The organism is Rhodospirillaceae bacterium (genome assembly GCA_016712715.1).
Lineage (GTDB): Bacteria > Pseudomonadota > Alphaproteobacteria > Dongiales > Dongiaceae > Dongia.
Window position 1 is genome coordinate 118,297 of record JADJQM010000002.1, and the last position, 26,656, is coordinate 144,952.

General features: G+C 63.8%; 20 protein-coding genes, 1 tRNA gene and 2 pseudogenes. 16 read left to right on the forward strand and 7 right to left on the reverse strand.

Translation table 11 applies throughout. The annotated features are described in order from the left end of the window. Positions 1-21: 21 nt before the first annotated feature. Together IPK59_11285 and IPK59_11290 are read left to right on the forward strand one after the other, a co-directional pair. Entirely contained in the window at positions 22-1,779 is a 1,758-nt protein-coding gene (locus tag IPK59_11285) for an ABC transporter ATP-binding protein (protein MBK8159309.1), read from the forward strand. A 177-nt stretch (positions 1,780-1,956) separates the two neighbouring features. Next, a complete protein-coding gene (locus IPK59_11290) occupies positions 1,957-3,366 on the forward strand; it encodes an amidase (GenBank protein MBK8159310.1) in 1,410 nt (469 codons plus the stop codon). Positions 3,367-3,521: 155 nt separating this feature from the next. Here IPK59_11290 and IPK59_11295 read toward each other — a convergent pair whose 3' ends face one another. Further along, on the reverse strand, positions 3,522-4,022 hold the full coding sequence (locus IPK59_11295; GenBank protein ID MBK8159311.1) for a helix-turn-helix transcriptional regulator: 501 nt from the start codon (positions 4,020-4,022) through the stop codon (positions 3,522-3,524). 199 nt (positions 4,023-4,221) lie between these two features. Between IPK59_11295 and IPK59_11300 the strand changes: the two genes are divergently transcribed. The 9 genes and pseudogenes from IPK59_11300 to IPK59_11340 all read left to right on the forward strand — a co-directional run bounded on the left by IPK59_11300 (position 4,222) and on the right by IPK59_11340 (position 14,469). Continuing rightward, the gene (locus IPK59_11300) at positions 4,222-4,668 is read left to right on the forward strand and encodes a MaoC family dehydratase (protein MBK8159312.1); all 447 of its coding nucleotides are present in this window, start codon (positions 4,222-4,224) and stop codon (positions 4,666-4,668) included. Positions 4,669-4,818: 150 nt separating this feature from the next. After that, positions 4,819-5,807: pseudogene (locus IPK59_11305) on the forward strand (bifunctional riboflavin kinase/FAD synthetase). Positions 5,808-5,833: 26 nt separating this feature from the next. Then, complete coding sequence (locus IPK59_11310) at positions 5,834-8,707, forward strand: isoleucine--tRNA ligase (GenBank protein MBK8159313.1); 2,874 nt, start codon at positions 5,834-5,836, stop codon at positions 8,705-8,707. After that, positions 8,707-9,213 carry a signal peptidase II gene (gene lspA, locus IPK59_11315; protein MBK8159314.1) on the forward strand — a complete coding sequence of 169 codons (507 nt, stop codon included), beginning with the start codon at positions 8,707-8,709 and terminating at the stop codon, positions 9,211-9,213. Before IPK59_11310 ends, lspA begins: the two co-directional genes overlap by 1 nt. Positions 9,214-9,216: 3 nt before the next feature. Then, positions 9,217-9,813 carry a DUF3035 domain-containing protein gene (locus IPK59_11320; protein ID MBK8159315.1) on the forward strand — a complete coding sequence of 199 codons (597 nt, stop codon included), beginning with the start codon at positions 9,217-9,219 and terminating at the stop codon, positions 9,811-9,813. 7 nt (positions 9,814-9,820) lie between these two features. Next, on the forward strand, positions 9,821-11,206 hold the full coding sequence (locus IPK59_11325; GenBank protein ID MBK8159316.1) for an insulinase family protein: 1,386 nt from the start codon (positions 9,821-9,823) through the stop codon (positions 11,204-11,206). Continuing rightward, on the forward strand, positions 11,203-12,543 hold the full coding sequence (locus tag IPK59_11330) for an insulinase family protein (protein MBK8159317.1): 1,341 nt from the start codon (positions 11,203-11,205) through the stop codon (positions 12,541-12,543). Before IPK59_11325 ends, IPK59_11330 begins: the two co-directional genes overlap by 4 nt. A gap of 188 nt (positions 12,544-12,731) precedes the next feature. Continuing rightward, positions 12,732-13,118, forward strand: coding sequence for a hypothetical protein (locus IPK59_11335; GenBank protein ID MBK8159318.1), 387 nt, complete (start codon positions 12,732-12,734; stop codon positions 13,116-13,118). 148 nt (positions 13,119-13,266) lie between these two features. Further along, positions 13,267-14,469: a multidrug effflux MFS transporter gene (locus tag IPK59_11340; GenBank protein MBK8159319.1), complete on the forward strand. Its 1,203-nt coding sequence runs from the start codon at positions 13,267-13,269 to the stop codon at positions 14,467-14,469. 3 nt (positions 14,470-14,472) lie between these two features. On the opposite strand, the gene IPK59_11345 is transcribed toward IPK59_11340, so the two are convergent. Together IPK59_11345 and IPK59_11350 are read right to left on the reverse strand one after the other, a co-directional pair. Next, complete coding sequence (locus IPK59_11345; GenBank protein MBK8159320.1) at positions 14,473-16,533, reverse strand: PBP1A family penicillin-binding protein; 2,061 nt, start codon at positions 16,531-16,533, stop codon at positions 14,473-14,475. A gap of 162 nt (positions 16,534-16,695) precedes the next feature. Beyond that, positions 16,696-17,826, reverse strand: a complete 1,131-nt coding sequence (locus IPK59_11350) for a DUF2336 domain-containing protein (protein ID MBK8159321.1) — start codon at positions 17,824-17,826, stop codon at positions 16,696-16,698. 524 nt (positions 17,827-18,350) lie between these two features. Here IPK59_11350 and IPK59_11355 point away from each other — a divergent pair. The 3 genes from IPK59_11355 (at position 18,351) to IPK59_11365 (ending at position 20,716) form a co-directional block, all read left to right on the forward strand. Continuing rightward, positions 18,351-18,435 (forward strand) — tRNA-Leu (locus tag IPK59_11355). 150 nt (positions 18,436-18,585) lie between these two features. Then, positions 18,586-19,482, forward strand: coding sequence for an SMP-30/gluconolactonase/LRE family protein (locus IPK59_11360; GenBank protein MBK8159322.1), 897 nt, complete (start codon positions 18,586-18,588; stop codon positions 19,480-19,482). Positions 19,483-19,546: 64 nt separating this feature from the next. Next, on the forward strand, positions 19,547-20,716 hold the full coding sequence (locus tag IPK59_11365; protein MBK8159323.1) for an aminotransferase class I/II-fold pyridoxal phosphate-dependent enzyme: 1,170 nt from the start codon (positions 19,547-19,549) through the stop codon (positions 20,714-20,716). Positions 20,717-22,065: 1,349 nt separating this feature from the next. Here IPK59_11365 and IPK59_11370 read toward each other — a convergent pair. Next, a pseudogene (locus tag IPK59_11370) lies at positions 22,066-22,722 on the reverse strand (response regulator transcription factor). A gap of 12 nt (positions 22,723-22,734) precedes the next feature. Next, positions 22,735-23,433 (reverse strand): hypothetical protein, encoded by a 699-nt coding sequence (locus IPK59_11375; GenBank protein MBK8159324.1) that lies wholly within the window; start codon positions 23,431-23,433, stop codon positions 22,735-22,737. 227 nt (positions 23,434-23,660) lie between these two features. On the opposite strand from IPK59_11375, the gene IPK59_11380 reads away from it, so the two are divergent. Further along, on the forward strand, positions 23,661-24,158 hold the full coding sequence (locus IPK59_11380) for a hypothetical protein (GenBank protein MBK8159325.1): 498 nt from the start codon (positions 23,661-23,663) through the stop codon (positions 24,156-24,158). 63 nt (positions 24,159-24,221) lie between these two features. On the opposite strand, the gene IPK59_11385 is transcribed toward IPK59_11380, so the two are convergent. Beyond that, positions 24,222-25,127, reverse strand: coding sequence for a dihydrodipicolinate synthase family protein (locus IPK59_11385; GenBank protein MBK8159326.1), 906 nt, complete (start codon positions 25,125-25,127; stop codon positions 24,222-24,224). Here IPK59_11385 and IPK59_11390 point away from each other — a divergent pair. After that, positions 25,126-25,758 (forward strand): GntR family transcriptional regulator, encoded by a 633-nt coding sequence (locus IPK59_11390; GenBank protein ID MBK8159327.1) that lies wholly within the window; start codon positions 25,126-25,128, stop codon positions 25,756-25,758. The genes IPK59_11385 and IPK59_11390 overlap by 2 nt on opposite strands. Positions 25,759-25,766: 8 nt before the next feature. On the opposite strand, the gene IPK59_11395 is transcribed toward IPK59_11390, so the two are convergent. Further along, a complete protein-coding gene (locus IPK59_11395; protein ID MBK8159328.1) occupies positions 25,767-26,426 on the reverse strand; it encodes a TetR/AcrR family transcriptional regulator in 660 nt (219 codons plus the stop codon). Between the last annotated feature and the right edge of the window lie 230 nt (positions 26,427-26,656).

Sequence of the window (26,656 nt, forward strand, 5' to 3'; positions counted from 1 at the left end):
GTCGTGATTCTCGCCAAACCCATCGGCGATCTCCTGCTCGACGTGCGCGCGCTCAGCGTCGAGTTCGCCTCCCCCCAGGGTGCCGTCCGCGTCATCGACAAGCTCTCCTTCGATCTCCGCGCCGGCGAAACACTCTGCATCGCCGGCGAATCCGGCTCGGGCAAATCGGTGACGGCGCTCTCGCTCATGGGCCTGCTGCCCAAACCCGGCGGGCGCGTGGCCGAAGGCAGCGCGCATTTCCTCGGCCGCGATCTTCTCAAGCTCGATGAAGCGGCGATGTCACAGCTTCGCGGCAACGAGATCAGCATGATCTTCCAGGAGCCGATGACCTCGCTCAATCCCGTGCTCTCCATCGGCACGCAATTGACCGAAGGCCTGGTGCGGCATCTGGGTCTCAGCCAGGCCGATGCCCGCAAGCGCGCGTTGCAAGCCCTCGACGCCGTGCGCATGTCGGAACCCCAGCGGCGCCTGGCGCAATATCCCCACGAGCTTTCCGGCGGCATGCGCCAGCGCGTGATGATCGCCATGGCGATGGCGTCGAAACCCAGGATCCTCATCGCCGATGAGCCGACCACCGCCCTCGACGTCACCATCCAGGCGCAGATACTGGAACTGATGGCGACACTCCAGCGCGAGACCGGCACGGCTATCATCATGATCACCCATGACATGGGTGTCGTGGCCGAGATCGCCGACCGCGTCGTGGTGATGCGCAAGGGCGAGGCGGTTGAGCGCGGCACCACCGCCGAGATCTTCGCCCGCCAGCAGCATCCCTATACGCGCGCCTTGCTCGCCGCCGTGCCGAGCTTCAGCCAAGGTGCCGCGGCACCCAAGGCGCCCGATCTCACCGGCGCCAGCCCGCTCATCACCGTTAAGGACCTCATCGTCCGCTTCGACATCAAGGGTGGCCTGCTGCAGCGTGTGCAGCAGCGCGTCCATGCGGTCGAGAAGGTGAGTTTCGAACTGATGCCGGGCGAGACCCTGGCGCTGGTCGGCGAATCCGGCTGCGGCAAATCCACCACCGGCAAGGCGCTGATGCATCTCGTCCCCAGCGTCGGCGACATTCGCATTGAAGGCGAAACTGCCGGCCATAAATCGACCCGCGAGCTGAAGGCCATCCGCCGCCGCGTGCAGATGATCTTCCAGGATCCGCTCGCTTCCCTCGATCCGCGCATGAGCGTGGGCGACCTCGTCATCGAACCGCTGGTCATCCACCAGATCGGCACGGCATCTGAGCGGCGCGAGAAGGCGGCGGAACTGTTCCGCCGTGTCGGCCTCACCCCCGACCAGCTCGCCCGCTTTCCCCACGAATTCTCCGGCGGCCAGCGCCAGCGCATCTGCATCGCCCGCGCCCTCGCCCTGAACCCGAAGGCCATCGTCGCCGATGAATGCGTCTCCGCCCTCGACGTCTCGATCCAGGCGCAGATCCTCGAGCTGATGCAGGAATTGCAGGACGAGCTTGGCATCAGCTATCTCTTCATCTCCCACGACATGGCTGTGGTCGAACGCATCAGCCACCGTGTGGCGGTGATGTCGATGGGCCAGATCGTCGAGACCGGCCCCACCCGCGCCGTGCTCGGCAATCCGCAGCATCCCTATACGCAGAAGCTCTTGGCCGCCGTGCCGATCCCGGACCCAGCGCGCCGTCATGCCGACGATTGGCAGCGCGACCGACAGCGCATAGAAGGCGAAGTGCCGAGCCCCTTCCAACCCGTCGATTTCACCCCGACCTATGTCACCTACCGCGATCTCGGCGGCGGCCATCTGGTGGCGGCTTGAGCGTACTTTGTCTAATGGGAAAAGCACCCCTCACCCCAACCCCTCTCCCCAGAGGGGCGAGGGGCTTCAGAGCGAGCTCAGTCGAAACTCCCTCGCCCCGCGCTTGCGGGGAGAGGGTCGGGGTGAGGGGCGTTTCATGCAGCTAAATCTGCTAACCGGCCTATTTAGGAGAAAACCATGACCGAATTCTGGCGCCTCAGCGCAGTGAAGGCCGTCGAGCTGCTGAAAAAGGGCGACGTCACACCGCTCGATCTCATCGACGATGCGCTGGCGCGCATCAATGCCGTGAACCCGAAGGTCAACGCCATCGTGACGCTCTGCGCCGAGCGCGCCCGCGACCACGCCAAGCGGCTGATGGCAAAACCGATCGACCAGCGCGGCCCGCTCTGCGGCCTCCCCTTCGGCGTCAAGGAACTGAATGACGTCGCCGGGGTCCGCACCACCTATGGCTCACCGATCTTCACCGACAATGTGCCGGTGAAATCCGACATCATGGTCGAGAAGCTTGAGGAAAACGGCGGCATCGTGCTCGGCATGACCAACACGCCCGAATTCGGCGCCGGCGCCAATACCTTCAACGAGGTGCATGGCGAAACCTATAATCCCTGGAACACGAAGCTCAATGCCGGCGGCTCGTCGGGTGGTGCCGCCGTGGCGCTGGCGACCGGCCAGGTGTGGCTCGCGACCGGTTCCGATCTCGGCGGGTCTTTACGCACACCCGCCGCCTTCTGCTCGGTGGTGGGCCTGCGACCCTCCCCCGGCCGCGTGCCATCCGGCCCCGGCGAACTGCGCTTCGACACATTGTCGGTCGACGGGCCGATGGCGCGCAACGTCACGGACACGGCGTTGATGCTGGATGCGATGGCCGGCTGGCATATCGACATCCCGGTCTCGTTCCCGGCGCCGACGGAGCCCTTTCTCACCACCACGCAACGCCGCCTGAAGCCTTCGCGCATCGCCTTCTGCCTTGATCCCGCCGGCCTGCCGATCGAGCCGGGCGTCAAGGATATCTGCCGCAAGGCGCTCGACAAACTCTCCGCAGCCGGCCTCAACGTCGAAGAAGCGACGCCGGATTTCAGTGGCGTCGGCAATGCCTTCCAGACCCTGCGCGCGGCCGATTACGCCGCCACCATGCGCGCGCTCCTCAACCAGCATCGCGCCAAGCTGAAGGACGAGGTGATCTGGAATGCCGAAAAAGGCCTGAAGCTCACCGGCGAGGAGATCGGCAAGGCGCATATCCGCCGCTCGCGCCTTTATGCCGACATGGTGAAGCTGTTCGAGACCTACGATCTTCTCATCCTGCCCGCGGCACCCATTCTGCCGCGCGACATCAAGGAACGCTGGCCGCGCGAGATCAATGGCGAACAGCTCGACAATTATGTCGAATGGCTGAAGCTCGCGGCACTCATCACCATGACCTCCTGTCCGGTCCTGTCGCTGCCCTGCGGCTTCTCCCCCGACGGTCGGCCGATGGGCCTGCAATTGGTCGGCAAGCCCCGCGGCGAAGGCGCCCTGCTGTCCCATGCCCTGGTCTGCGAGGAGATTCTCGGTATCCGCGATCTGGTGCCGATCGATCCGCGGGGGTAGGGCAAGAGCCCCTCACCCCAACCCTCTCCCCGCTATCGCGGGGCGAGGGAGTTCCGACCGAACTCGCTGCAAAGCCCCTCGCCCCGCGCCGCCGACGAATGTCGGTCTTCGCCTCCGGGCGGGGAGAGGGGTTGGGGTGAGGGGGTCGTGGCGGACTACTTCCCATCCCCCTTCATCGCCTTCTCATAAGCCGCCTGCATCTGCGCACTGGCGCTCGGCCCATCACTCTTGGGCGCCGCCCCCAGATGCCCGACGCGCAATTCATCCATGAACGCCGCCCAGAATGCCGGCCCGCCCTGCTCCAGCAGATGTGCCCGCACCGAGAGGGTGTGCGTGGCGTCGGTGTGCCGGGCGCCCCAGGCACCCATATGGGCCAGCAGCGGCACCAGCTGAATGGCCTTCTCGGTCAGCGAATAGATCGCCTTCTGCTTGTGGCTGGGATCGTCGGCCTTGGTGATGAGGCCCTCTGCCAGCAGCCGCTTCAGCCGGTCGGCGAGGATGTTGGAAGCGATGCCTTCCTCGGATTTCGTCAGCAGTTCGCGGAAATGCCGCCGGTTGCCGAACATCATGTCGCGGATGACCAGCAGACTCCATCTGTCCCCCAGTGCCTCCAGGGTCAGGTTGATCGGGCATCCCGATCGCTGGCTCTCGCTCAAATTGCCGCTCCTTGCGTAACTGATTGCAATTTAGGAGTGGTAGACTGAGTGCGCAAGCGCCCCTCCCTCACAATCTTGCGCTGCCTATCCTTGAGGCAGGTGGGGGCGGTCGTTATAGTGCGGCCCGATTTGTGCGGTGCAATGCCCGGGTACCCTTCCCACGGGGGCAAAGACCGACGCAGACCTTGGGAGAGGGTTCATGAGCGTTGCTTACGCGGATGAGTTGCGCGGCAAATATATCGATGAAATCGATACGGGCATGTCGGCGATCTATTCAAAGACGGTGACCGAGACCGATATCGTGCTGTTCGCGGGCTTGTCCGGCGACACGAACCCGGTCCATCTCGACGAGGAGTTCGCCAAGCCCACCATGTTCAAGGGCCGCATTGCCCATGGCATGCTGACGGCCGGCTTGATCTCCGCCGTGTTCGGCACCAAGCTGCCGGGACCGGGCTGCATCTATCTCTCCCAGACGCTGAAATTCAAGGCGCCTGTCCGGATCGGCGACACAGTCGTTGCCCGCTGCACGGCCATGGTCGTCGACAAGGAAAAAGGCCGCGCCACCTTCGCGACCGTTGCCACGGTCGGCGACACGGTCGTGCTGGAAGGCGAAGCCATGCTGCTCGTCCCGAAGCGGCCGGCGTGAGTTGAGTTTTGTGATGGCACACGCCCGACCAAGATCCCCTCACCCCCACCCTCTCCCCGCTATCGCGGGGCGAGGGAGCTTCGGTGCGCCAGAACAATCGCGTTCCCTCGCCCCACGCAGTGGGGAGAGGGTTAGGGTGAGGGGCACTTTATGCGCCTGATCCGACATTTCCAGGATGTGCCGCCCGAGGGCCGCGGTGCCGTGGTGGCGCTGGGGAACTTCGATGGCGTGCATCTCGGCCACCAGGTGGTCATCGGCCAGGCGTCTGAGATCGCGCGCTCGAAGAACGCGCGCCGCTGGCCGTGCTCACCTTCGAACCGCATCCGCGCAGCTTCTTCCGGCCGCAGGACCCGCATTTCCGCCTCACCCCCTTCCGCATCAAGACGCGGCACCTGCAGGCGCTGGGTGTCGACTTCCTGTTCGAACTCACCTTCGATGCCGAGATGGTGGCGCGGAGCGCCGAGAACTTCGTGACCGAGATCCTGGTCGAGGGCTGCCACATCTCCCATGTCGTGGTCGGCTACGATTTCTGCTTCGGCAAGAGCCGCAGCGGCAATGCCGCGACACTCACCGAATTCGGCGGCCGCCATGGTTTCGGCGTCACCTCGGTCGCCGCGGCAAAATCGGGCGATGGCCCCGCTTACTCCTCGACCCTGGTGCGCGAACAGCTTCAGGCGGGCGATCCCAAGAGCGCCGCCGCCACCTTGGGCCGCCCCTGGGAGATCGAGGGCCGTGTCGAACATGGCGATGCGCGCGGGCGGTTGCTGGGTTTTCCCACCGCCAACGTCGCCTTGGGCGATTTCATGGAACCCAAGCTCGGCGTCTATGCCGTGATGGCCTGCGATGACGGGGCGGAAAATCCACACTGGATCCACGGCGTCGCCAATCTTGGCCGCCGCCCCACCGTGGGCGGCACGCGCGTGCAGCTCGAGGTGCATCTCTTCGACTTCTCGGCCGACCTCTACGGCAAGCATCTCCGCGTGGCGCTGCTCGACTTCATCCGCCCGGAAATGAAATTCAACGGGCTCGATGCCCTGAAAACGCAGATCGCCGTCGACAGCCTCGAGGCGCGGCGCCTGCTGAAAGACTATCAAGGCCCGGCACCGGGACACCTGCCCGGACATTCGCGCCAGCCATAACAGTTTTGCAAATTCGGATACCGATCATGACCGCCGAGACCACCAAGCCCGATTACAAGAACACCGTCTTCCTGCCGAAGACCGACTTTCCCATGCGCGGCGACCTGCCGAAGAAGGAACCGGCGATCCTCGAATCATGGTTGAAGGACGACCTCTACGGCAAGCTGCGCGCCAGCACCAAGGGCAAGACCAAGTTCGTGCTCCATGACGGCCCGCCTTACGCCAACGGCAACATCCATATCGGCCACGCCCTCAACAAGATCCTCAAAGACGTCATCAACCGCTCGCAGCAGATGCTGGGCAAGGATGCGCATTACGTGCCGGGCTGGGACTGCCACGGCCTGCCGATCGAATGGATGATCGAGGAACAGTACCGCAAGGCCGGCAAGAACAAGGACGAGGTGGAGATCAACGAGTTCCGCCGCCAATGCCGCGACTTCGCCGCCAAATGGATCGACGTACAGCGCGAGGAGTTCAAGCGCCTCGGCATTTTCGGCGATTGGGATCATCCCTACCTCACCATGAGCTTCCCGGCCGAGGCGCAGATCGTGCGCGAGATCGGCAAGTTCCTGATGAATGGCGGCCTGTTCCGCGGCTCGAAGCCCGTGATGTGGTCGGTCGTCGAGAAGACGGCGCTGGCCGAAGCCGAGGTCGAATATCATGACCATGTCAGCAACACGATCTGGGTGAAGTTCCCCATTGCCAAAGGCCCGGATGCCCTTAAGGGTGCATCGATCGTCATCTGGACGACGACGCCCTGGACCATACCCGGCAACCGCGCCATCGCGTTTGGCAAGGACATCGATTATGTCGGGCTGGAAGTCACCGGCACCGGCGAGGGTGCCCATGTGAAGTCCGGCGACCGGCTCGTCGTCGCTGCCGATCTCCGCAGCGCGTTCGAGGAGAAGGCCGCGATCACCACCGCCAAGGTGATCTGGTCGGGCAAGGGTTCGGACCTTGTCGGCAGTGTCACCCATCATCCGTTCCACGGATCGGGCTATGATTTCGACGTGCGGCCCTATGCCGGCGATTTCGTCTCGATCGAGGCCGGCACCGGCTTCGTGCACATCGCCCCCGGCCACGGCGCCGACGATTACGAGCTGGGCCTTGCCAATGGCGTCGAAGTGCCGCAGACGGTCGGTCCCGACGGCGCCTATTACGACCATGTGCCGCTCTTTGCCGGCAAGCGTGTCATGAACCAGTACGGCAAGAAGGGCGATGCCGACGATTCCGTGATCGCAGCCTTGACCGAGCGCGGCATGCTGGTGGCGCGCGCGCAGATCACACATTCCTATCCGCATTCCTGGCGCTCGAAGGCGCCGATCATCTTCCGCAACACGCCGCAATGGTTCATCTCGATGGAGAAGAACGATCTGCGCAAGACGGCACTCTCCGAAATCGAGAAGACGCGCTTCGTGCCCGCGGGCGGCAAGAACCGGCTCTATTCGATGATCGAGAACCGGCCCGATTGGTGCATCAGCCGCCAGCGTGCCTGGGGCGTGCCCATCGCCGTCTTCGTCAACAAGAAGACGCAGGAACCGCTGCGCGACCAGAAGGTCATCGACCGCATCGCCGACGCCTTCATGAAGGAAGGCGCCGATGCCTGGTACTCAAGTGCGCCTTCGCGCTTCCTCGGCAATGACTACAACCCCGATGATTTCGAGCAGGTGAAGGACATCGTCGATGTCTGGTTCGATTCCGGCTCGACCCATGCCTTCGTGCTGGAGCCGCGCAACCGCGCCGACCCGACCTGGGACATGCAGTGGCCGGCCTCGCTCTATCTCGAAGGCTCCGACCAGCATCGCGGCTGGTTCCATTCCTCGCTGCTGGAAAGCGTCGGGACGCGTGGCAAGGCGCCCTACAAGGCGGTCATGACCCACGGCTTCACGCTCGACGAGCAGGGCCGCAAGATGTCGAAATCGCTCGGCAACGTCGTCGCCCCGCAGAAGGTGATGGCGAAGTCCGGCGCCGACATCCTGCGCCTGTGGGTCGTCTCGACCGACTATGCCGACGACCAGCGCATCGGCAACGAGATCCTGAAACACTCCGCCGAAGCCTATCGGCGTCTCCGCAATACGCTGCGCTATCTGCTGGGCGCCCTCAAGGGCTGGGACGAGGCCGAGCGCCTGGCCCCCGCCGAGATGCCGGAGCTCGACCGCTGGGTTCTCCACCGTCTTTCCGAACTCGACGCCAAGGTGCGCGAGACGGCGGAAGGGTTCGACTTCCACACCCTCTTCACCGAGCTCCACAATTTCTGCGCGGTCGATCTCTCGGCCTTCTATTTCGACATCCGCAAGGACGCCCTCTATTGCGACCGGCCGGATTCCAACCGCCGCCGGGCGACAAGGACCGTGCTCCATGAGGTGTTCTCGGCGCTCACAGCTTGGCTGGCGCCGATCCTCTGCTTCACAGCTGAGGAAGCCTGGCAGGCACGTCCCTGGGCAAATCAGGGGGGGAAGGATGGCGAGGAAAGCGTGCATCTGCGCGTCATTCCGATCCTGCCCACCTCCTGGAAGGATGAGGCGCTGGCGGCAAAATGGGGCAAGATCCGCGACATCCGCCGCGTCGTCACCGGTGCCCTGGAATTGGCGCGTGCCGAGAAGAAGATCGGCGCCAGCCTCCAGGCGCACCCCATCGTCTATCTCTCAGCCGAGCGTCTGGAGCAGCTAAAGGGTTTGAACTTAAGCGAAATTTCCATCACCTCCGGCATCACGATCAGCACCGATCCAGCCCCCGCCGACGCCCAGACCCAGCCAGACGTCGATGGCGTCGCGGTCGTGGTCAATCTGGCTGGGGGCGAGAAATGCGAACGCTGCTGGCAGGTCCTGCCGGAAGTCGGCAAAAATGCAGCCCATTCAACGCTTTGCCATCGCTGCGCCGATGCGGTCGGGGCGGCCTGATGCGCATCGCGACCCCGAGCCTCTTCCGCAATTCGATCCTCCTTGCCGGGCTGATCATCGCCGCCGACCAGTTCACCAAGTGGTTGGTCATGTTCGAAATCATGAACCCGCCGCGGGTCATTCCGGTGGTGCCCTCGCTCAACATCGTGATGGCCTGGAACACCGGGGTGAGCTTCAGCATGCTGCAGGGTACCGGCCCCTGGCTCCTCTCCGCCCTTGCCCTCGCCGTCAGCCTGGGGCTGCTGATCTGGCTGGGGCGCCTCACGCATCGCCTGCCGGGCTATGCCGTTGGCTTCATCATCGGTGGGGCGGTCGGCAATGTCATTGACCGGCTGCGCTTCGGCGCGGTCTTTGATTTTATTGATTTTTACGTTGGCGATTGGCATTGGCCGGCCTTCAACCTTGCCGATTCCGCCATTTTCGTGGGGGTCGTTCTGCTGCTGTTCGACAGCTTGTTTCATCAGCCGGATCGGGGTAAAAATAGCGCCGGATCGGAGGCTCCCTAAACCATGCGCGCAAGACTCATCGTCACTGCTGTTGGCCTGTTGGCCCTGCCCGCCCTGGTCGGCGGCTGTTCCAACACCACCAAGGAAGCGCTCGGCCTGACCAAGCGCTCGCCGGATGAATTCGAGGTCGTCTCCAACGCCCCTCTCTCCATGCCGCCGGATTACAATCTGCGCCCGCCCGCGCCCGGTTCGCCCCGGCCGCAGGAAGGGACCGCGCGCGATCAGGCGCAGCAGGTGGTGTTCGGCTATCCGGGCGCCGGTGGCGTGCCCTCCAAATTGCCGGAAATCGGCGTCGGCGAAGCCTCCAGCGCCCAATCGGCCGGTGAAGCCTCGCTGCTGCAATCGGTCGGCATGGCCGGGGTCGATCCCAATATCCGCCAGGTGGTGGATGCCGAGACCAGCGAAGACGAAGCGGATTCGCAGCAGCTGGTCGACAGCATCGTGTTCTGGCGCAAGCCCGAACCCTACGGCACCGTGGTCGATCCCACCGAGGAACAGAAGCGCCTGCAGGAAAATGCGGCGCTGGGCAACGCGCCCACCCAGGGCGATGTGCCGATCATCGAACGCAAGAAAAAAGGCCTGCTGGAAGGGTTGTTCTAGGATCTTCATGTTTTACAAACTCAATCGTCTCCTGAGGCCGGCTGCCCTGTGCGCCGGCCTTAGTTTTTGCCTCATGGCCCCGCTGCCCGCCGGCGCTGAGATGTTCGATGCCGAGAGCTTCACGCTCCAGAACGGCATGGAGGTCGTGGTACTGCCGCGTCACCTGGCGCCCGTCGTCTATCAGGTCGTGGTCTACAAGGTGGGGGCGGCGGATGGCGAGCCGGGCAAGAACGGCATCGCCCATTTCCTGGAACATCTGATGTTCAAGGCGACGAGCACGATGGCGGCCGGCCAGTTCAGCCAGGATGTCGACCGCCTGGGCGGTACCGACAATGCCTTCACCAACCAGGACATGACCGCCTACCACCAGGAGATCGCGGCCGAGCATCTGCCCCTCATCATGGCGGCTGAGGCCGATCGCATGGTCAATCTGCAGCTCGACGACAGCGTCGTCCTGCCGGAACGGGACGTCATCCTCAACGAGCGCGGCCAGACGGTCGAGAGCGATCCCGGCAGCCGCCTCATTGAGGCGATGACCGCGGCCATCTACCAGAACCATCCCTATGGCTTGCCGATCATCGGCTGGCGCCATGAGATGGAGGGCTACACGACCGAGGACGCCTTGCGCTTCTATCGCCGCTGGTACGCCCCCAACAACGCCATCCTGGTGGTGGCGGGCGACGTGACCCTGGAACAGGTGAAGGCGCTGGCGGAGAAGAATTTCGGATCCCTGCCGGCCCGAAAACTGCCCGAGCGCGTGCGCCTTCAGGAACCGCCGGCAGAAGCACCAAGGCGCCTCTCTTTGGCAAGCCCCGAGGTCGAACATCCCAGCATCTGGCGCCGCTATCTGGCACCCAGCTATCGCACCGCTGCCGAGAACGACCCGAAAGCGCCCTACGCCCTCAGCCTGCTCTCCGAGATTCTCGGTGGTGGCGCCGTCGGAAGGCTTTACCGCCGCCTGGTCATCGATGAGAGCCTGGCGCTGAGCGCCGGTGCCAGCTTCAATGGCGACCCGCGTGACTATGGTAGCTTCACCTTCTATGCGAGCCCCCGCGACCCCGCCGAGCTGGTCAAGGTCGAGGCGGCACTCGATGCCGAAATCGCGCTGCTGCTCAAGGACGGCATCAGCGAGACGGAACTGACCGAAGCACGGAACCGATTGCTGATGGAAGCCACCAAGGCGCGCGACAGTCTCAACGGCCCGGCCTTGCTGGTGGCCGAAGCGCTTGCCAGCGGCGAGACCCTGGAGGATATCCAGGCCTGGCCAGACCGAATCCAGGCCGTCACAGTTGAGGACGTGATGCGCGCCGCGCGCGCCGTGCTGACGGAGGATAACAGTGTCACCGCCACGCTGACGCCGCCGCTGCCCGCAGACACGGTGGTCGCCCCATGAACATGAAACAGATCATCTTGGCCGCCTTTCTGGCGGTGCTGACGCTGGTGCCGCAAAGCGCCGCTGCCACAGAGATCCAGCGCGTCACGAGCCCGGCCGGCATCGAAATCTGGCTGGTCGAGGACCATACGGTGCCGGTGATCTCTCTGGCCTTCGGCTTCGAAGGCGGCACCGCCGCCGACCCCAAGGGCAAGGAAGGTGTGGCGACGCTGGCGTCCGGGCTGTTCGATGAGGGGGCGGGCGAGCTTGATTCCCGCGCCTTCCAGCAACGCATTGCCGAGCTTGGCCTCGATTACGGCTTTACCGCCAGCGCCGACAGTTTCACCGGCGGGCTGCGCACCTTGACCGAGAACAAGGAGGCGGCCGTCGATCTGCTGGCGCTCGCCCTCACCAAACCGCGCTTCGATCCGGAACCGGTCGAACGCATGCGCAAGCAGTTCCTGATCAGCATCGAGGGCGAGCAGCGCGACCCGCGTTCCGCCGCTTACCGCACGCTGGAACGTAAAATGCTGGGCGATCACCCCTATGCCCAATCCAATTACGGCAGCAAGGAATCGATGTCGGCGCTGACACCTGACGATCTGCGGCAGTTCCTCAAGGATCGGCTGACCCGCGATCATCTTTTCGTGGCTGCCGCCGGCGACATTAACGCCGCGGATCTCGGCAAGCTGGTCGACCGCGCCTTTGCCGGCCTGCCGGCGACCGGAGTCGCCGCCGCCGTGCCGGAAGCGATTGTGACGCCGACCGGGTCACTGTCGGTGGTCGAACGCGATATCCCGCAGGCGGCGGTGCTGTTCGCACAGCCCGGCGTGAAGCGCAGCGACAAGGACTTCTTTGCCGTCTACCTCATGAATTACGTGCTGGGCGGTGGTGGGTTTTCATCGCGGTTGATGACGGAGCTGCGCGAGAAGCGCGGGCTCACCTACGGCATCAATACCGATCTGGTGACACTCGATCACGTCGGGTTTCTGACTGGCAGCTTTGAAACGCCCAATGCCAAGGTCAAGGAATCACTCGACCTCCTGCGCGCAGAATGGCAGCGCATGGCCGAACAAGGCCCGACGGCCGAAGAACTGGAATCGGCCCGCACTTATCTGCTGGGCTATTATCCGCGCAACCTCACCACGACCTCGAAGGCGGCAGAGACCCTGCTCGGCATCCAGATGGATCACCTGGGCATCGACTACATGGAAAAGCGCCGCGAGGAAATTTCCGCCGTCACCATCGACGATGTGAAGCGGGTGGCGAAGGCTCTGCTGAAGTCGGATGCGCTGACCGTCGTGGTGGCCGGCAAGCCGGAAGGCTTGGAAGGCGCGGAGCTGGTGCCTGGGCAGTAATGCACTCGATTCTCTCTAACAGTCATGGTCGGCGAAGGCCGACCATCCACGAGTTTGCCGCGACATTTAGAAAGTAACTCGTGGATCCTCCGCCTTCGCGGAGGATGACAAACTAAAGCCCGTTTCGCGCCAAGTACCCGCCAAATGGGTTGAGCAGCGAGACTTGAGGTGTGAAAGGCTCGTTGGTCATGAGCGTCAAGAATCCACCACCTGAATTTGTCATTCGCTTCGGCGGCGTTTCGATTGATCGAGACGAATTGACGAAATCACTCGGCGTTGACCTCGACCGATACGAACCGTCGCCTCACGAGTCATCCCATTACGCTCAGATCAGCTTGTCGGGCGATGTCGATCATTGGACATCGATCGCTGAATTCCTTGATGCGGTTGGCCCGCGAATCAAAGCCCTCATTGGTCAGAGGCTGATTGGTTCAGCGTCTATGGATTTCGCGGTCTACATCCCCCGTGATGCCTGGGCTGCGTCGATGACCGTTCCCGCTGCCGTGGCGCTACGCGCCAGTCAAAACCTGATCGACATCGAAACATCGACCTACCTCACGAATTCAGGCGCCTGATGAAAACGGCCCGTCAGCGCAGCAACACTTCGATCGTCATCCCCGTGCTTGGCACGGGGATGACGAGTTTGTTGGCAACTGAAGAAAGTAACTCGTGGATGGTCGGCCTTCGCCGACCATGACGATCTAGTAAAATGACCTTTAACGAATGACTGCCTCCGCCAACGAACCCATCAGCCGCGTGACCCTCGTCACCCTCACCTCGCTGGTGGCGATGGGGCCGCTGTCGACGGATTTTTATCTGCCGGCGCTGCCATCTATCGCGAAGTATTTTGATGTTGCCGAGGCGCATGCGCAGGCGACGCTGTCGGCGTTCCTCATTGGCTTTGCCGCCGCCATCCTGGTCTATGGGCCGCTCTCCGACCGCTTCGGCCGGCGGCCGGTGCTGGCCGGCGGAATCGTGATCTTCACCCTGGCCAGCCTGGGCTGCATGCTGTCGGACAGTATCGGCATGCTGGTGCTGTTCCGCTTCCTGCAGGCGCTGGGTGCCTGTGCGGGTCCAGTCATCTCGCGCGCCATGGTGCGCGATCTGGTCGGCGCCAATGGAGCGGCGCGCGTCTTCTCTTATTTGAGCGCAGCGGTTGCCCTGGCCCCGGCCATCGCCCCCATCATCGGCGGGTTCCTGACCGATGCCTTCGGCTGGCGCGCCTGTTTCGCGGCCCTCACTCTTTACGGTGCCGGCGGGCTCATCGCGGTGTTCACGGTGCTGAGGGAAACCAACACCCAGCGCGACATGAGTGCCGCCAATCCGCTGGCCTGGTTTCGCATCTATGGCGCATTGGTCAAGCATCGCGGCTATTTCGGCTATGTGCTGGCGGCGACCTTCGGCTATAGCGGGATCTTCTGCTTCATCTCAGGGTCCAGCTTCGTCTTCATCGATGTGCTGCAGGTGCCGGCCAAATATTTCGGCTTCTGCTTCGGCGTGTTCGTGATCGGGTACATCATCGGCGCCACCAGCGGCGGCAAGCTGTCGAAACGGCTCACCGCATCGCAGCTGGTGGGACTGGGATCGCTGATAGCGCTCCTCAGCGCGCTGGCGCTGGTAGCCATCAACCTCATTGCCCCGGCATCGGTCTGGACCGTGCTGGCCCCCTTGCTGCCCTATATGATCGGCGTTGGCATGACGCTGCCGGCGGCGCAGGCCGGCGCCATCGGCCCCTTCCCGCGATCGGCAGGTGCCGCCTCGGCGCTCCTCGGCTTCGTGCAGATGACGGTCGCAGCCGCGATCGGCGCCGTGCTGGGTGTCATCGGTTCGCCCTCGCCCATGCCGATGACCTTGATGATTGCCGGAACTGGCGTGGCGCAGATCGCCTGCTACTGGTTCGTCATCCGGAAAGCGCCTGCTACCTAGACTTCAATCGCGGCCCTGGTCTTCGCGCTGCTGGTAATAGGGCTTCTTGTCGGCCGGTGCTGTTTTCTTGGTGCCTGAGTCAGGCGAGGCATCGCCACCGCCCAGAATCGTGTCGAGCAGTGAGCCGATGCCGGACTCCTCTTCGGGCTGTGCCGCGGGCTGGGAAATCTCGGGCACCAGGTCGACCGGTGCGCCGGCGCTGGCCACCAGCGCGCCACCGGTCGGTCGCGGGATGTCGCGCGGCGGCACATTGGCCAGCACGTCGCTCATGAAATCATGCCAGATGACGACCGGCAGCGAGCCACCGGTCACCTTGTCCATGGCGGCGCCATTGTCGTTGCCGACCCACACACCTGTCACCAGATCGGCGGTGAGGCCGACGAACCAGGCATCGCGGAAATTCTGGCTGGTGCCGGTCTTGCCATAGGCCGGACGGTCGATCTTGGCCTTCTTGCCCGTACCCCAATCGACCACCGAGGCCATGACGTCGAGCATTTCGTTGGTGGCACCCGCACTGGCGACACGGCCGGGGCCGGAGCCGCCGCGCTCGTAAAGTACCTGGCCGCTGCGCGTGGTGATGCGGCTGATGGCATAGGGCCAGACGCCCTTGCCCTGATTGGCAAAGACCGTATAGGCGGTGGTCATTTCGAGGAGCGTCGTCTCGGAGGTGCCGAGGGCGATCGAGGCGTCGTTGCCGATCGGCGTGGTGATTCCCAATCGTTGCGCAGCCGCGATGACTTGTCTGCGGCCGACCTGTTCCGAAAGTTGCACCGCCACCGAATTGAGCGAGCGCGCAAAGGCTTCGCGCAGACTGACCTCGCCATAGAATTTGTCGTTGTAATTGCCGGGCTGCCATTTGCCGATGCGGATCGGCCCATCGGTGAACATGTTGCCGGGACCGTAGCCAGCCTCGAAGGCGGCGAGGAAGACGAAGGTCTTGAACGCGGAGCCCGGCTGACGCATGGCCTGCGTCGCGCGGTTGAACTGGCTGGCGCGGTAGGAGACACCGCCCACCATGGCCTTCACCGCACCGTCCGGCGTCATCGCAACGAGGGCCGCCTGGGAGGCATTCTGCTTGGGGCCAAGCTCGGCCATGGTCTGGCTGAGATGCTGTTCGGCCGCGCGTTGCTGGACCGGGTCGAGCGTGGTTTCGACCACCAGATCCTGGTCGGAGAAGCCGACATAGGACGAGACCTGGTCCAGCACCCAATCGGCATAGAACTGGCCGATCTGCCCTTTGGCCTCGGCACTGACCGAGGGGGCCGTCATGGTGGCGGCCGCGTCGGCCACATCCTGGTCGATGAAATCGGCCGCGACCATGTTCTGCAGCACCAGCGTGGCGCGGTCGCGGGCGAGGGTCTTGTCGTTCAGGGGGTTGTAGCGCGACGGTGCCTTCAGCATGCCGGCCAGCATGGCGGATTCGAACATGCTGGCTTCCGCCGCCGGGTGGCCGAAATATTTGCGCGAGGCGGCGTCGATGCCATAGGTGCCGGCGCCGAAATAGACACGGTTGAGATAGAGCTCGAGGATCTGGTCCTTGGTGAAATTGCGCTCCAGCCACAGGGCCAGCAGCACCTCCTGGCCCTTGCGATGGATCGAGCGTTCCGGCGTCAGGAAGATGTTCTTGGCCAGCTGCTGGGTGATGGAGCTGCCGCCCTGCACCAGGCGGCCCTGGGTGAGGTTGACATAGACGGCGCGCGCCAGGCCTTTGAGGTCGAGGCCGAAATGGCTGTAGAAGCGCCGATCTTCGGTCGCGATCACGGCCTGGGGCAGATAGGCCGGGAGATCACGCAGTGCCACCGCGCTGCCATAGAGATCGCCATAGGAGGCGATGAGGCTGCCGTCGCTGGCAATCAGGCTTACCGAGGCGCGGCGCTTGATCTCGTTGAGCTTGGAGACGTCCGGCAGGTCATAGGCGCACCAGGCCACGAAGATGAGGGCGATAAAGCCGCCCCAGATCGATGCCACCAGACCCCATTTCAGGGCGAAGATGGCCAGCCGGCGGCGCCACTTACGCCCCGGTTTTGCCGAATTGCCGCTCTGTCCCGAGTCGCTTGTCGTCATGGCCGCCTTTTACCAGATCGCCACCCCAGTTCCAGTCTGACGGAACCGGGGCGAGATCGTTGCAAACGGTCATATGGCCATGAAATAGGGCGGAAACAGGGCGCCCAATGGATCATTTTCCGGTGAAATCAGGGGGCGCAACCAGGAGAAGGCGAGGACAGGCTACCTGCCCATGGCCCGCCGGCCGATCATCGTCTCCTGGCCGTCACCATGGGTGTGGCGGGTAGCCAGCACCAGCAGGGCTTCGGTGATGCGCTGTTCGAATGCCTGCTCGGCATTGCTGTCGCCGATCACATCATCCAGCACAGGACGGACATTGGTACGCCAGCCCTCCGGCGCGAAGCCAAAGCGGCGTACGCGCTCATGTCGACCAAGCAGGGTCAATTGCAGGAACAGTTCCCGGAAGGACGGGTCCAGATGGCAGCGTTCGAATAATTGTTGTGGGCCGCGGCCGCCTTCGTCACCCAGCAGCGCCCGCACATTGCTGATCTGGATACCGGCCTTGAGGCTCAGGGCCGGTAGCACGAAGGCGAAGTTGCCAAGGCTGAAGGCGCGCAGGATCAGGGTCGAACTCAGCAGGCCGTTCTGATGCAGCGCATCGATGAGGCCGCGCATTTCCTCGGCGCGCTGGCCCGGTGCAAAGCTGGTCAGGAGAATGTTCTCGCGGCCATGCTCGATGAGCGCCGAAACACGCGCCGGCTCAAGGCTGTACTTGTCGATGAGCCGTTCGAGAATGCGCCCGGTGACGACGGTGGTCATGCGTTCGGCCACTGCCACCGGCAAGGCACGGCGCTGTGCCACGGCATCGGTTACATTCGCATTGTCGGCAAAACGGTCGAGCATGCGATGATAGGCCTGCGTCGGGATCGCGGCGTTTTCATTCGCGGCCACGCGCAGCACGACTGTTTCGTCATCGGTCTTGATCAGCGCCGTGGAGACGGCGGCCGACAGTTGCGGACGAGTGGCCACAGTACGGGCATGTTCGATCGAGCGGTGTTCGATGATGGCGACCAGATCCTCATCGGTCAGCGACAGGCATTCGGACAGGATCGGCCGCGCCACATCCATGACATCTTCGGCCAGTCGGCGCGCAATGCTGCGATCAAGACCCGGGGCGGATTTCAGCGTTTCGGCGAGCTTGCGACGGAAATCAAGCTCTGCCTCCGGCAGGACCGCATTGATGATGGCGTGAGCGATCTCGCGTTCTTCCGGCGTCATCTCACCGGCCTGATAGACCCCAGCCACCGCCAACATCGTGGCAGCGCGCCTTGCCGGGGTCAGGTCTGCGCTCAAGCGTGTCACATCTGCTTGCGTCAACCTTGCCACACTTTCGTCCCTTCTTTTGCCACCGCCAGTCAGTGGCAGCGGTCTCTTCCCATCCGGTACGCCGCTGTTTCCGGCCCGGATCGGCCCTTTCACTTTCGGCCTGGGCAGAACCCAGGGCGGATTCGACTCGGGGCCACCATCATCCCGGCACCGACTCAAACCGCCTGACCAAACAATAGTTTTTGCCTAGCAGCGACGTCCAGACACGATCGCAGGAGATGGCCTCTTATCACGGATAAATCACGATAATTCAGCAATATAGTGTGAGTTTTCGTTGCCTCAAATATGCCGTCAAATTTAGTTAATTTAGCGTAAATGCGCTGTGGCAAAACTGGGACCGAACTGCACGAAAAGCAGGACCGGGCGACGGCGCTGCCAGCGACAAATGCACCGGCTTCAACATCTTCCCGCCGCGATGCTTGCCAAGTGCCTGCCTTTGGCTAATATGCCGCCGCGCCGCCCACCTGCTGAACGGGCTGGCCAACACAGATGCCTCTGTGGCGAAATTGGTAGACGCGCCTGACTCAAAATCAGGTTCCGAGAGGAGTGCTGGTTCGAGTCCGGCCAGGGGCACCATCTTTTCCTGCTAACATCCATCCGCGCACTCCCCGACGACGCCGTCAGGCATACCGTAGCCTCATGCGGCCGATAAGAATTCGGCATTTCGGGCTTGCGTGCCTCGGGCTGACAATCCTCCCACCATAAGAACGTTGACAGGGGGATGGGATGGCTCGGTTCGGTATACCTTCCGGCGTGATCGTTGCGGCGCTCCTGGGGCTGGCGACGACCAGCGCCGCAGCGGATGTCAGGGTCATCAATGACAATGCCGGCTTTCCTGAAGGCCCGACCGTGCTGGCCGACGGGACCCTGCTCTATGCCGAGTATGGCAGTCACCAGGTCTCGCGCTGGGACGGCAAGGCAAATTCGGTCCTATGGTCCAAGGAGGGTTGCGGGCCCTCGGCCGTCGTGCCCATGGGCGAGAATTTCGCCGTCACCTGCTATGACAGCGCGCAGATGGTCGTCATCTCGGCCGACGGCAAGACGCTGGCCACCTATGACAAGGATGCTGCCGGCAACGCCCTGACCGGTGCCAATGACGCGACGCCGGACGGCAAGGGTGGCGTCTTCTTCACTGCGTCAGGCCCCTGGGAATCCGGCCCGATCGTGAGTCGCGTCCTGCATCTCGATCCCGACGGCACAGTGACGCCACTGGCCGACGATCTCCATTATGCCAATGGCATCGCGCGGTCGGCCGACGGCGGCTTGCTCTATGTCAACGAGTCGGAAGCGGGCCGGGTCATCACGTTCAAGATCGGCGCCGATTTCAGCCTGTCGGACCGGCGCCTGTTCGTGCGCCTCACCGGTCTGGGCGAACCGGCCGACGCCTATCCCGATGGGATCAAACTGGGGCCGGACGGACATCTCTATATCGGGCAGTACAGCAGCGGGCGCATCCTGGTGGTCGACGCCACCGGCAAGCTGACGCGCACCATCGAGGTGCCATCGCCGGCGGCGCCCAACATGGCTTTCAGCAGCGACGGCAAGACACTCTACGTCACCGCCGTCGATGACAAGAACAATGCGCCCTACAAAGGCAAGGTCTACGCCCTCCCCCTCAACTAGGGGGTTGCCTTGACCAGCGCGCCTCAGCACTCTTGCCCGACCTCTACAACAGGGCGAGGGTGCGATGCAGGAGCGGGATTGGCGGGCGGAGAGTCTGGCGGCGCAGGCGCTGGGCTGGGTCGATGCGACGACACAGGCGATAGCGCCGCCCATTCACATGTCGAGCACTTTCCTGCGTACGCCGGATTACGGCAGCGAGCGTGCCTATATCCGCGACCAGAATCCGGCCTTCGACCAGGCCGAAGCCCTGCTAGCAAAGCTTGAGGGCGGTGCGGCCGCCGCCTTGTTCGCCTCGGGCATGGCCGCTGCCACCTCTGTGTTCATGGCGCTGAAGCCGGGCGACCATGTGATCGCGCCGCAGATGATGTATTGGTCGCTGCGCAACTGGCTGACCGGTTATGCCAGCGTGTGGGGGCTCGACGTCACCCTCGTTGACATGACGGACCTTGCTGCCTTGCAGGCGGCGTTGCGGCCCGGCCGTACCAAGCTGGTCTGGATCGAGACGCCGGGCAATCCGCTCTGGTCGATCACCGACATCGCCGCCTGCGCCACCCTCACCCATGAGGCAGGCGCGCGCCTGGCGGTCGATTCAACGGTGGCGACACCGGTCTTCACACGCCCGCTTGCGCTTGGCGCCGACCTGGTCATGCATTCGGCGACCAAATATCTCAACGGTCATTCCGATATCTGCGCCGGGGCCCTGGTGACGGCGCAGGCGGACGCCGCCTGGGATCGCATGGTCGAGATGCGTTATACGCTTGGTGCCATTATCGGCTCGGTCGAAGCCTGGCTGCTGCTGCGCGGGATGCGCTCATTGTTTCCGCGCGTGCGGCAGCAGGCGGCGAGTGCTGCCGAACTCGCCCGGCGCTTCGCGGCACATCCGGCGGTGGCCACCGTGCTCTATCCTGGCCTGCCCGATTTTCCCGGCCATGACATCGCCCGGCGCCAGATGCAGGGCGGCTTCGGCGGCATGCTGTCGATCCGCGTCAAGGCAGGGACGGAGGCTGCCAAGGCGACCGCCGCCCGGGTTGGCCTGTGGCAGCGCGCGACCTCGCTGGGTGGGACAGAGAGCCTCATCGAGCACCGAGCCAGCATCGAGGGTCCGACAAGCCCGGTGCCCGGCGACATGCTGCGTCTGTCGGTCGGGCTGGAGGATGCAGACGATCTCTACACCGATCTCGATCAGGCGCTTGTCGTCGGCAATGCACCGGCGCGAATGGCACCGGCACGTTAGCCAGGCGGCCGGCAGATCAAGGTCGACCCGCAATCCGCCAAGAGAACTTTCACTCAGAGCCAGGCGACCGCGATAGAGCGTCACGATTTCCCGCACGATATCCAGGCCGAGGCCGGAGCCGGGTACGCGTTCGTCGAGCCTTTGTCCACGCCCCAACACCGTGTCGCGGGCGGCAGGTGCAATGCCCGGCCCATCATCCTCGATTGCGATGGCAAGGCGGCCTTCGCGTCGCAGTGCCGTGATCGAAACACAGGACCTCGCCCATTTGCATGCATTGTCGCAGAGATTTCCGAGGATTTCGACGAGATCGCCACGGTCGCCGGCAAAGATGGCATCGGATTCGATCTTCAGGCGCAGGGATAGATTTCGGTCCCGATAGATAGTGCCGAGGGAGAAGGTCAGATCGTCGGCGACCTCGGTCAGTTCGACGCGGGCGTGGCCGGTCGCGGTCGGCCCGGCGGCGAGGATTCGCTTCAGGATCCGCTCGACCTGGTCGGTGATCGATTGCAGTTGCGACGCCAGAACCAGCCGACGGGAATCGTCAAGATGGGCGATCTCGTGGGATAGGACCGAAAGGGGATTCTTGATGGCATGCGCGAGATTGCCGGCTTCATTGCGGGCGCGCTCGATGAGATGCCGATCGTGCTCGATGAGCGCGTTGACTTCCACAACCACGGGCGCGATCTCGTCAGGGAAACTGGGACTGAGGCTCTCGGCGCGACCGTCACGGATCGTGGCGATCTCGCTCCGCAACCGCGCCAAGGGCCGCAGCCCGAAGCCCACCTGCAGGTAGACAGCGATCAGGAAGGCAATGCCGAGAGTGGCAAAGATCACGACGATATGTGTGGCAAATTGTGCGACGTCGGCCTCAGTCTCGTCGCACGGTGCCGCCACCAGCACAGTGACCGGGAGATCGGTTCCGGGCAGCTTCACATTGCGGCGGAAGACGCGCAGTTCGCGGCCGCCGGGACCGATGAGTTCGGCAATGCCCTCGACCTGCGACAGCAGCGACAAGCCACCTGATTCCATCGGGCCGGCCGAGATGGATTGACGCACCACCCGGCCATCGAGTGCTGCCTGCCAATACCAACCGCTGAGCGGTCGGGTAAAACGCGGATCCGCGGGAATGTAATCGAGCACCAGATCACCGGAGGGGTTTATACTGGCCGCCGCCAGAAGTTCGCGCTGGTAGGCGGTCAGTTCAGCGTCCAACTGGCGCTCAAGATGGGTGCGAAACGCCCAAAGCAACAGCACACCGGCCAGCAAGAGCACCGGCAACGCCCAGATGGCGGCGGCCGCCATGAGGCGTAACTTCAGGGAATGCGGGAAAAGTGTGCCGATGAACTGTTTCATAGCGCCAGCACGTAGCCCTGGCCACGCCGCGTTTCGATCACGTCGGCGCCCAGCTTCTTGCGCAGGCGATTGATCAGAACTTCAATGACATTGCTGTCGCAGTCGAAATTCTGGTCGTAGATATGTTCGGTAATTTCGGTCTTCGAGATAACGGCACCTCGTCGCATCATCATGTAGGCGGTGAGGCGGTATTCAAGCGGCGTCATGACGATCGGACGGCCATCCTTGAAGATCGCGCTCTGCGCTGTGTCGAGGGTGAGCGGGCCGATCGTCAGGACGGGGTTGGCGATCCCTTTGGCGCGGCGGATAAGAGCCTCGATTCGGGCGATCACCTCCTCCATCTGGAAAGGCTTGGCCACATAGTCGTCGGCCCCGGCGCGCAGACCCTTGACCTTTTCGGTCCATGAATCGCGGGCCGTCAGGATCAGCACGGGCACCGTGATTCCTTCCTTTCGCCAGCGTTCGAGAATTGACAGCCCGTCCAGTTTCGGCAGACCGAGGTCGAGGATAATGGCATCATAGCTCTCGGTGGACCCCAGATGATGTCCATCCTCGCCATCGCTGGCCGTATCAACCGCCTAGCCGGCAGCAGTCAACGCCGTGGCGAGAAGACGCAGGATCTCGGCATCATCTTCAACGATCAGGATGCGCATATCGGTAGTCCCTCAGTCATCGCCGCCACCTTCACCGCCACCGCCGCCGCCACCACCTTCACCGCCGCCGCCACCGCCGCCACCATCTCCGCTGCCTTCGCCGCCACCGCCATCACCTCCTTCGCCACCGCTGGAATCACCGCCATCCGAATCGCCACCGTCGGAATCCCCGCTGCCGGAATTGCCGCTGCCCGATCCTTCGCCACCGGAATCGTCACCGCCCGAATCATCACCCCCGGACCCGCTGCTGCCCGAGCTGTCAGTGGCGACGCTGTCGGCACTGTCATCGTCGATCGGATCACCCGACTGCCCGGCGCCGTCCAGGCGAGTCATCAGCTTCGCGATATCGGGATCCTCGGCGGGACCCTGGACGCGTTTGAGATCGAGATCGACAAGATCGAAATCCAGGAGGGCTACACTGCCGCTGACGGTCAATACCTTGACCTCATAGACCCAGACGCAACTGCCGCCGATAGCTTGCGCCGTGATATCGACCGACAGCGGCTCGGCGCTGACCGTCGCTGCCAGTTCGCCATAAAGCGCGGAGGTGCCGGCGGCACCGGCGGGCCCAGCAGCTGCTGCGCATTCGCCGGCCCAGGCCGCGCGCATCCCCCCCGGTGCCGTCATACCTGTCACGCAAACCAGCGCCGCCAGCGCCAGGCGGTGGCGCGGTGGGAGATGGACTGGCCGGATGACGGCATAGGGCAACAAGACGATGGCTCTCGATCCGATTGGTGGCAGCAAATCGCAGGTTGCGGGATGACGCTGGTCAACCCTGTGGCCAACCCTGTCGATCGCCAAGGATATAGCAGGCCCTGTCGCACCTTAAACCAAGCTTTAAAGGACGCATCAGGCTTGTGTCAGGTGACAATCCCTATTGTCCGCCTGTCAGTGCGGCCACGTCCGCCGCCAGCAATCAGGAGGAGAAGACGATGTCCATGAAATTTGTATCCGAGCGCTTTGGCGAAGGTGTTGGCGCGGTCGGCCTGGCCAAGCGCCTGCTGCTCGGCGGCACCGCGACCCTGGCCCTGGTGGCGGCAATCAGCGCTGCCCCGGTGAACTTCGAACGCAGCCTGCTCGGCGACCTCAGCAGCGCCGACGCCCATGCCGATGGCGGCGAAGGCGGGGGGGATGGCGATGGTGGCGGCAGCGAAGGCGGCAGCGACAGCGATCACGATAGCGATCACGATAGCGGCGAAAGCGGCAACAGCGGTAGCGGCAGCGGGAGCGGCAGCGGCGAAAGTGGCAGCGACGACAGTGGCGAGAGCGGCGGCGACGACAGCGGCGAAAGCGGCGACGATGACGGTACGCCCGATCAGGGCACCGGCGACGCGCCGGGAACGCCCGGGGCACCTGCAGCACCCGGGGCACCGACCCTGCCGCCGATCCCTGGCAATGACGATGGCACACCGGACCAGGGCACGGGCGACAACTGATCCAGCCGTTTCAAGTCAGGAAAGGGCCCGATTGCCAATCGGGCCCTTTTCACATCTGCGTCGCTACGCGGCCTTCTTCAATTGCGGGCGGTTGGCCAGGGCCGTTTCGTAAAGCCCGATCACGCGTTTCCGCTCTTCGCCTGCGAGCACCATCCGCGGCGCGCGCACCGTCTCGGTGCCCAAGCCCACGACCTGCTGGCCCAATTTGATGTGCTGCACCAGCTTGATCTCGGTATCGAGATGGAGGAGCGGGGTGAACCAGCGGTAGATCGCACGGGCCTCTTCATAGCGGCCGGCCTTGCAAAGTTGCCACAGCGCCATGGCTTCGTCCGGAAAGACGTCGGAGAGGCCCGAGACCCAGCCATCGATGCCGAGCACGGCACTTTCCAGCACCAGATCGTCAACACCTGCGAAGATCTTGAAGCGTGTCCCGGTTTCATTGTGGAGATCGGTGATGCGGCGCACATCGTCGGAGGATTCCTTGATGGCGACGATGTTCGGGACGTCGCCATAGGCTTTGAGCGCCTCCGGACGAATGTCGACACCGTAGACCAGAGGGTTGTTGTAGATCATCACAGGAAGACCGCTGGCGCCGGCCACCTTGGTAAAATGGTTGAGCGTCTCGCGCGGGTCCGATTTGTAGACCATGCCAGGAAGGACCATGAGGCCGTCGATGCCGATCTTCTCGGCATCGCGGGCGAACTGCATGCCGCTGGCCGTGGTGAATTCGGAGACCCCGGACAGGACCGGCACCTTGCCGCCAGCCACCTCCTTGGCGGCGGCCAGGACCGCACGCTTTTCATCGGCCGCGAGCGAGCAGTTCTCGCCGCAGGTGCCCAGCATGATGAGGCCATTGACGCCGGCCTTCAGCAGGGCCGCGATCTCCTTCTGGGTCGCGGGCGTATACAATATGCGAAATGAGTCAACAGGGCAGTTCATGGCGAACGACACCATCCAGAAACGCACCATGGCCGAGGAAGTGGCCGACGTCCTGCGGGGGCGAATCCTCGCCGGCCGGCTGAAGGCCGGGGAACCTATCCGCCAGGAGCATGTCGCCAAGGAATTGGGGGTGAGCCGCATCCCGCTGCGCGAGGCACTCTCTCAGCTCGCTGCGGAGGGTTTCGTGACCCTGGCGGCCCATAAAGGGGCGGTGGTGGCGCCCTTGTCCCTGGCCGAGGTCGAGGAGCTGTTCGAGCTGCGCCTCATGCTGGAGGACGGGCTGCTCGCCCGGGCCATCCCGCATATGGGAGAGGGCGATTTTGCCATGCTCGACGCCCTCATCGACGAAAGCCGTGCCCCCGATGGCCTCAAGCGCTGGGGTGAACTCAACTGGCGCTTTCACGAGGTCATGTATCTGCCGGCCGGAAGGCCCGTCACCTTGAAGCTGCTCCGGCGCGTCCATGACAACATCGACCGGTATCTGCGCCTGGAAATCACCATGTCGGCGGAAGGGCGCAGTCGCGGCTATCGCGAGCACGAGGAACTGGTCGAACTGGCCCGCGCGCGCGACGTGGCGGGGGCCCGCAAATTGCTGGCCCGGCATATCACCGCCACGGCAGAGAACCTCTCACGGACACTGAAGGCGCGCGCGGAAGCCTGACGGCAGCCTCAATGCGCCGTCGGCTGGGCCATCCTGGCACGGGCCGGCTGCGGGTGATCCAGCGGCTGATAGAGCAGTCGGACATAGGAGCGCAGCAGCAGAATTTGTTGCGCCAGCACTTGCGGCTCCTTCAGCACCTTTGAGACCACGATACCGCCTTCAACGACGGAGGAAACCATGTCGGCAAGGGCATCCGTGTCGACGGGCTCGCGCGGTACATGGCGTTCGTTGATGTCGCGGAACATCACCGTGAAACGGCGGCGCCATGCCAGGACCGCCTGACGGTTCAGATCGCGCGTCGCCTGATCGAACAGGCGCTCGTTGTAGCAGTAGGTGACGACCAGGCAACCAGGGTGGCCACCAGGCAGATCGTGCATCATCTCGGCAAGCATCTGGAGCCCGATGAGAAAGGCCTGCAGCGGATCGTCGCTGAGCTTGCCGGCGCGGCCGAAGATATCGTTCAGGATGGCCTCGTCATTCGCCAGATGTCGCTGCAGCAGGCCATGGGCCAGCGCGTTCTTGTCCCGGAAGTGATAGAAGAAGCCACTCTTGGTGATGCCGGCCGCGGCGATCAGTTCCTCGATCGAGGTGGCACCGAACCCCTTCTGCAGCACCGCCGTCTCGGCAATGTCCATGATGCGCGCGCGTGTCGTGGCGCCCTTTCCCATACTGGCTACCCTCCGCTTCGTTGACCGCCGACAACTGGACCGGCGGTACAGCAATGCCATGATTTCGCGCCAATGCCTGTGAACCATCTCACAGCGCCCATTTTGCCCGGCAGATAGGTTGCGCCCCAGACAGCAACCGTACCACGCGTCCACTAGCTGCCAGCGTTCCCGGCCGACTACATCAGCGGCCGGACGGTTGTCACCATCAGCTTGAGACGACAGAGACAATG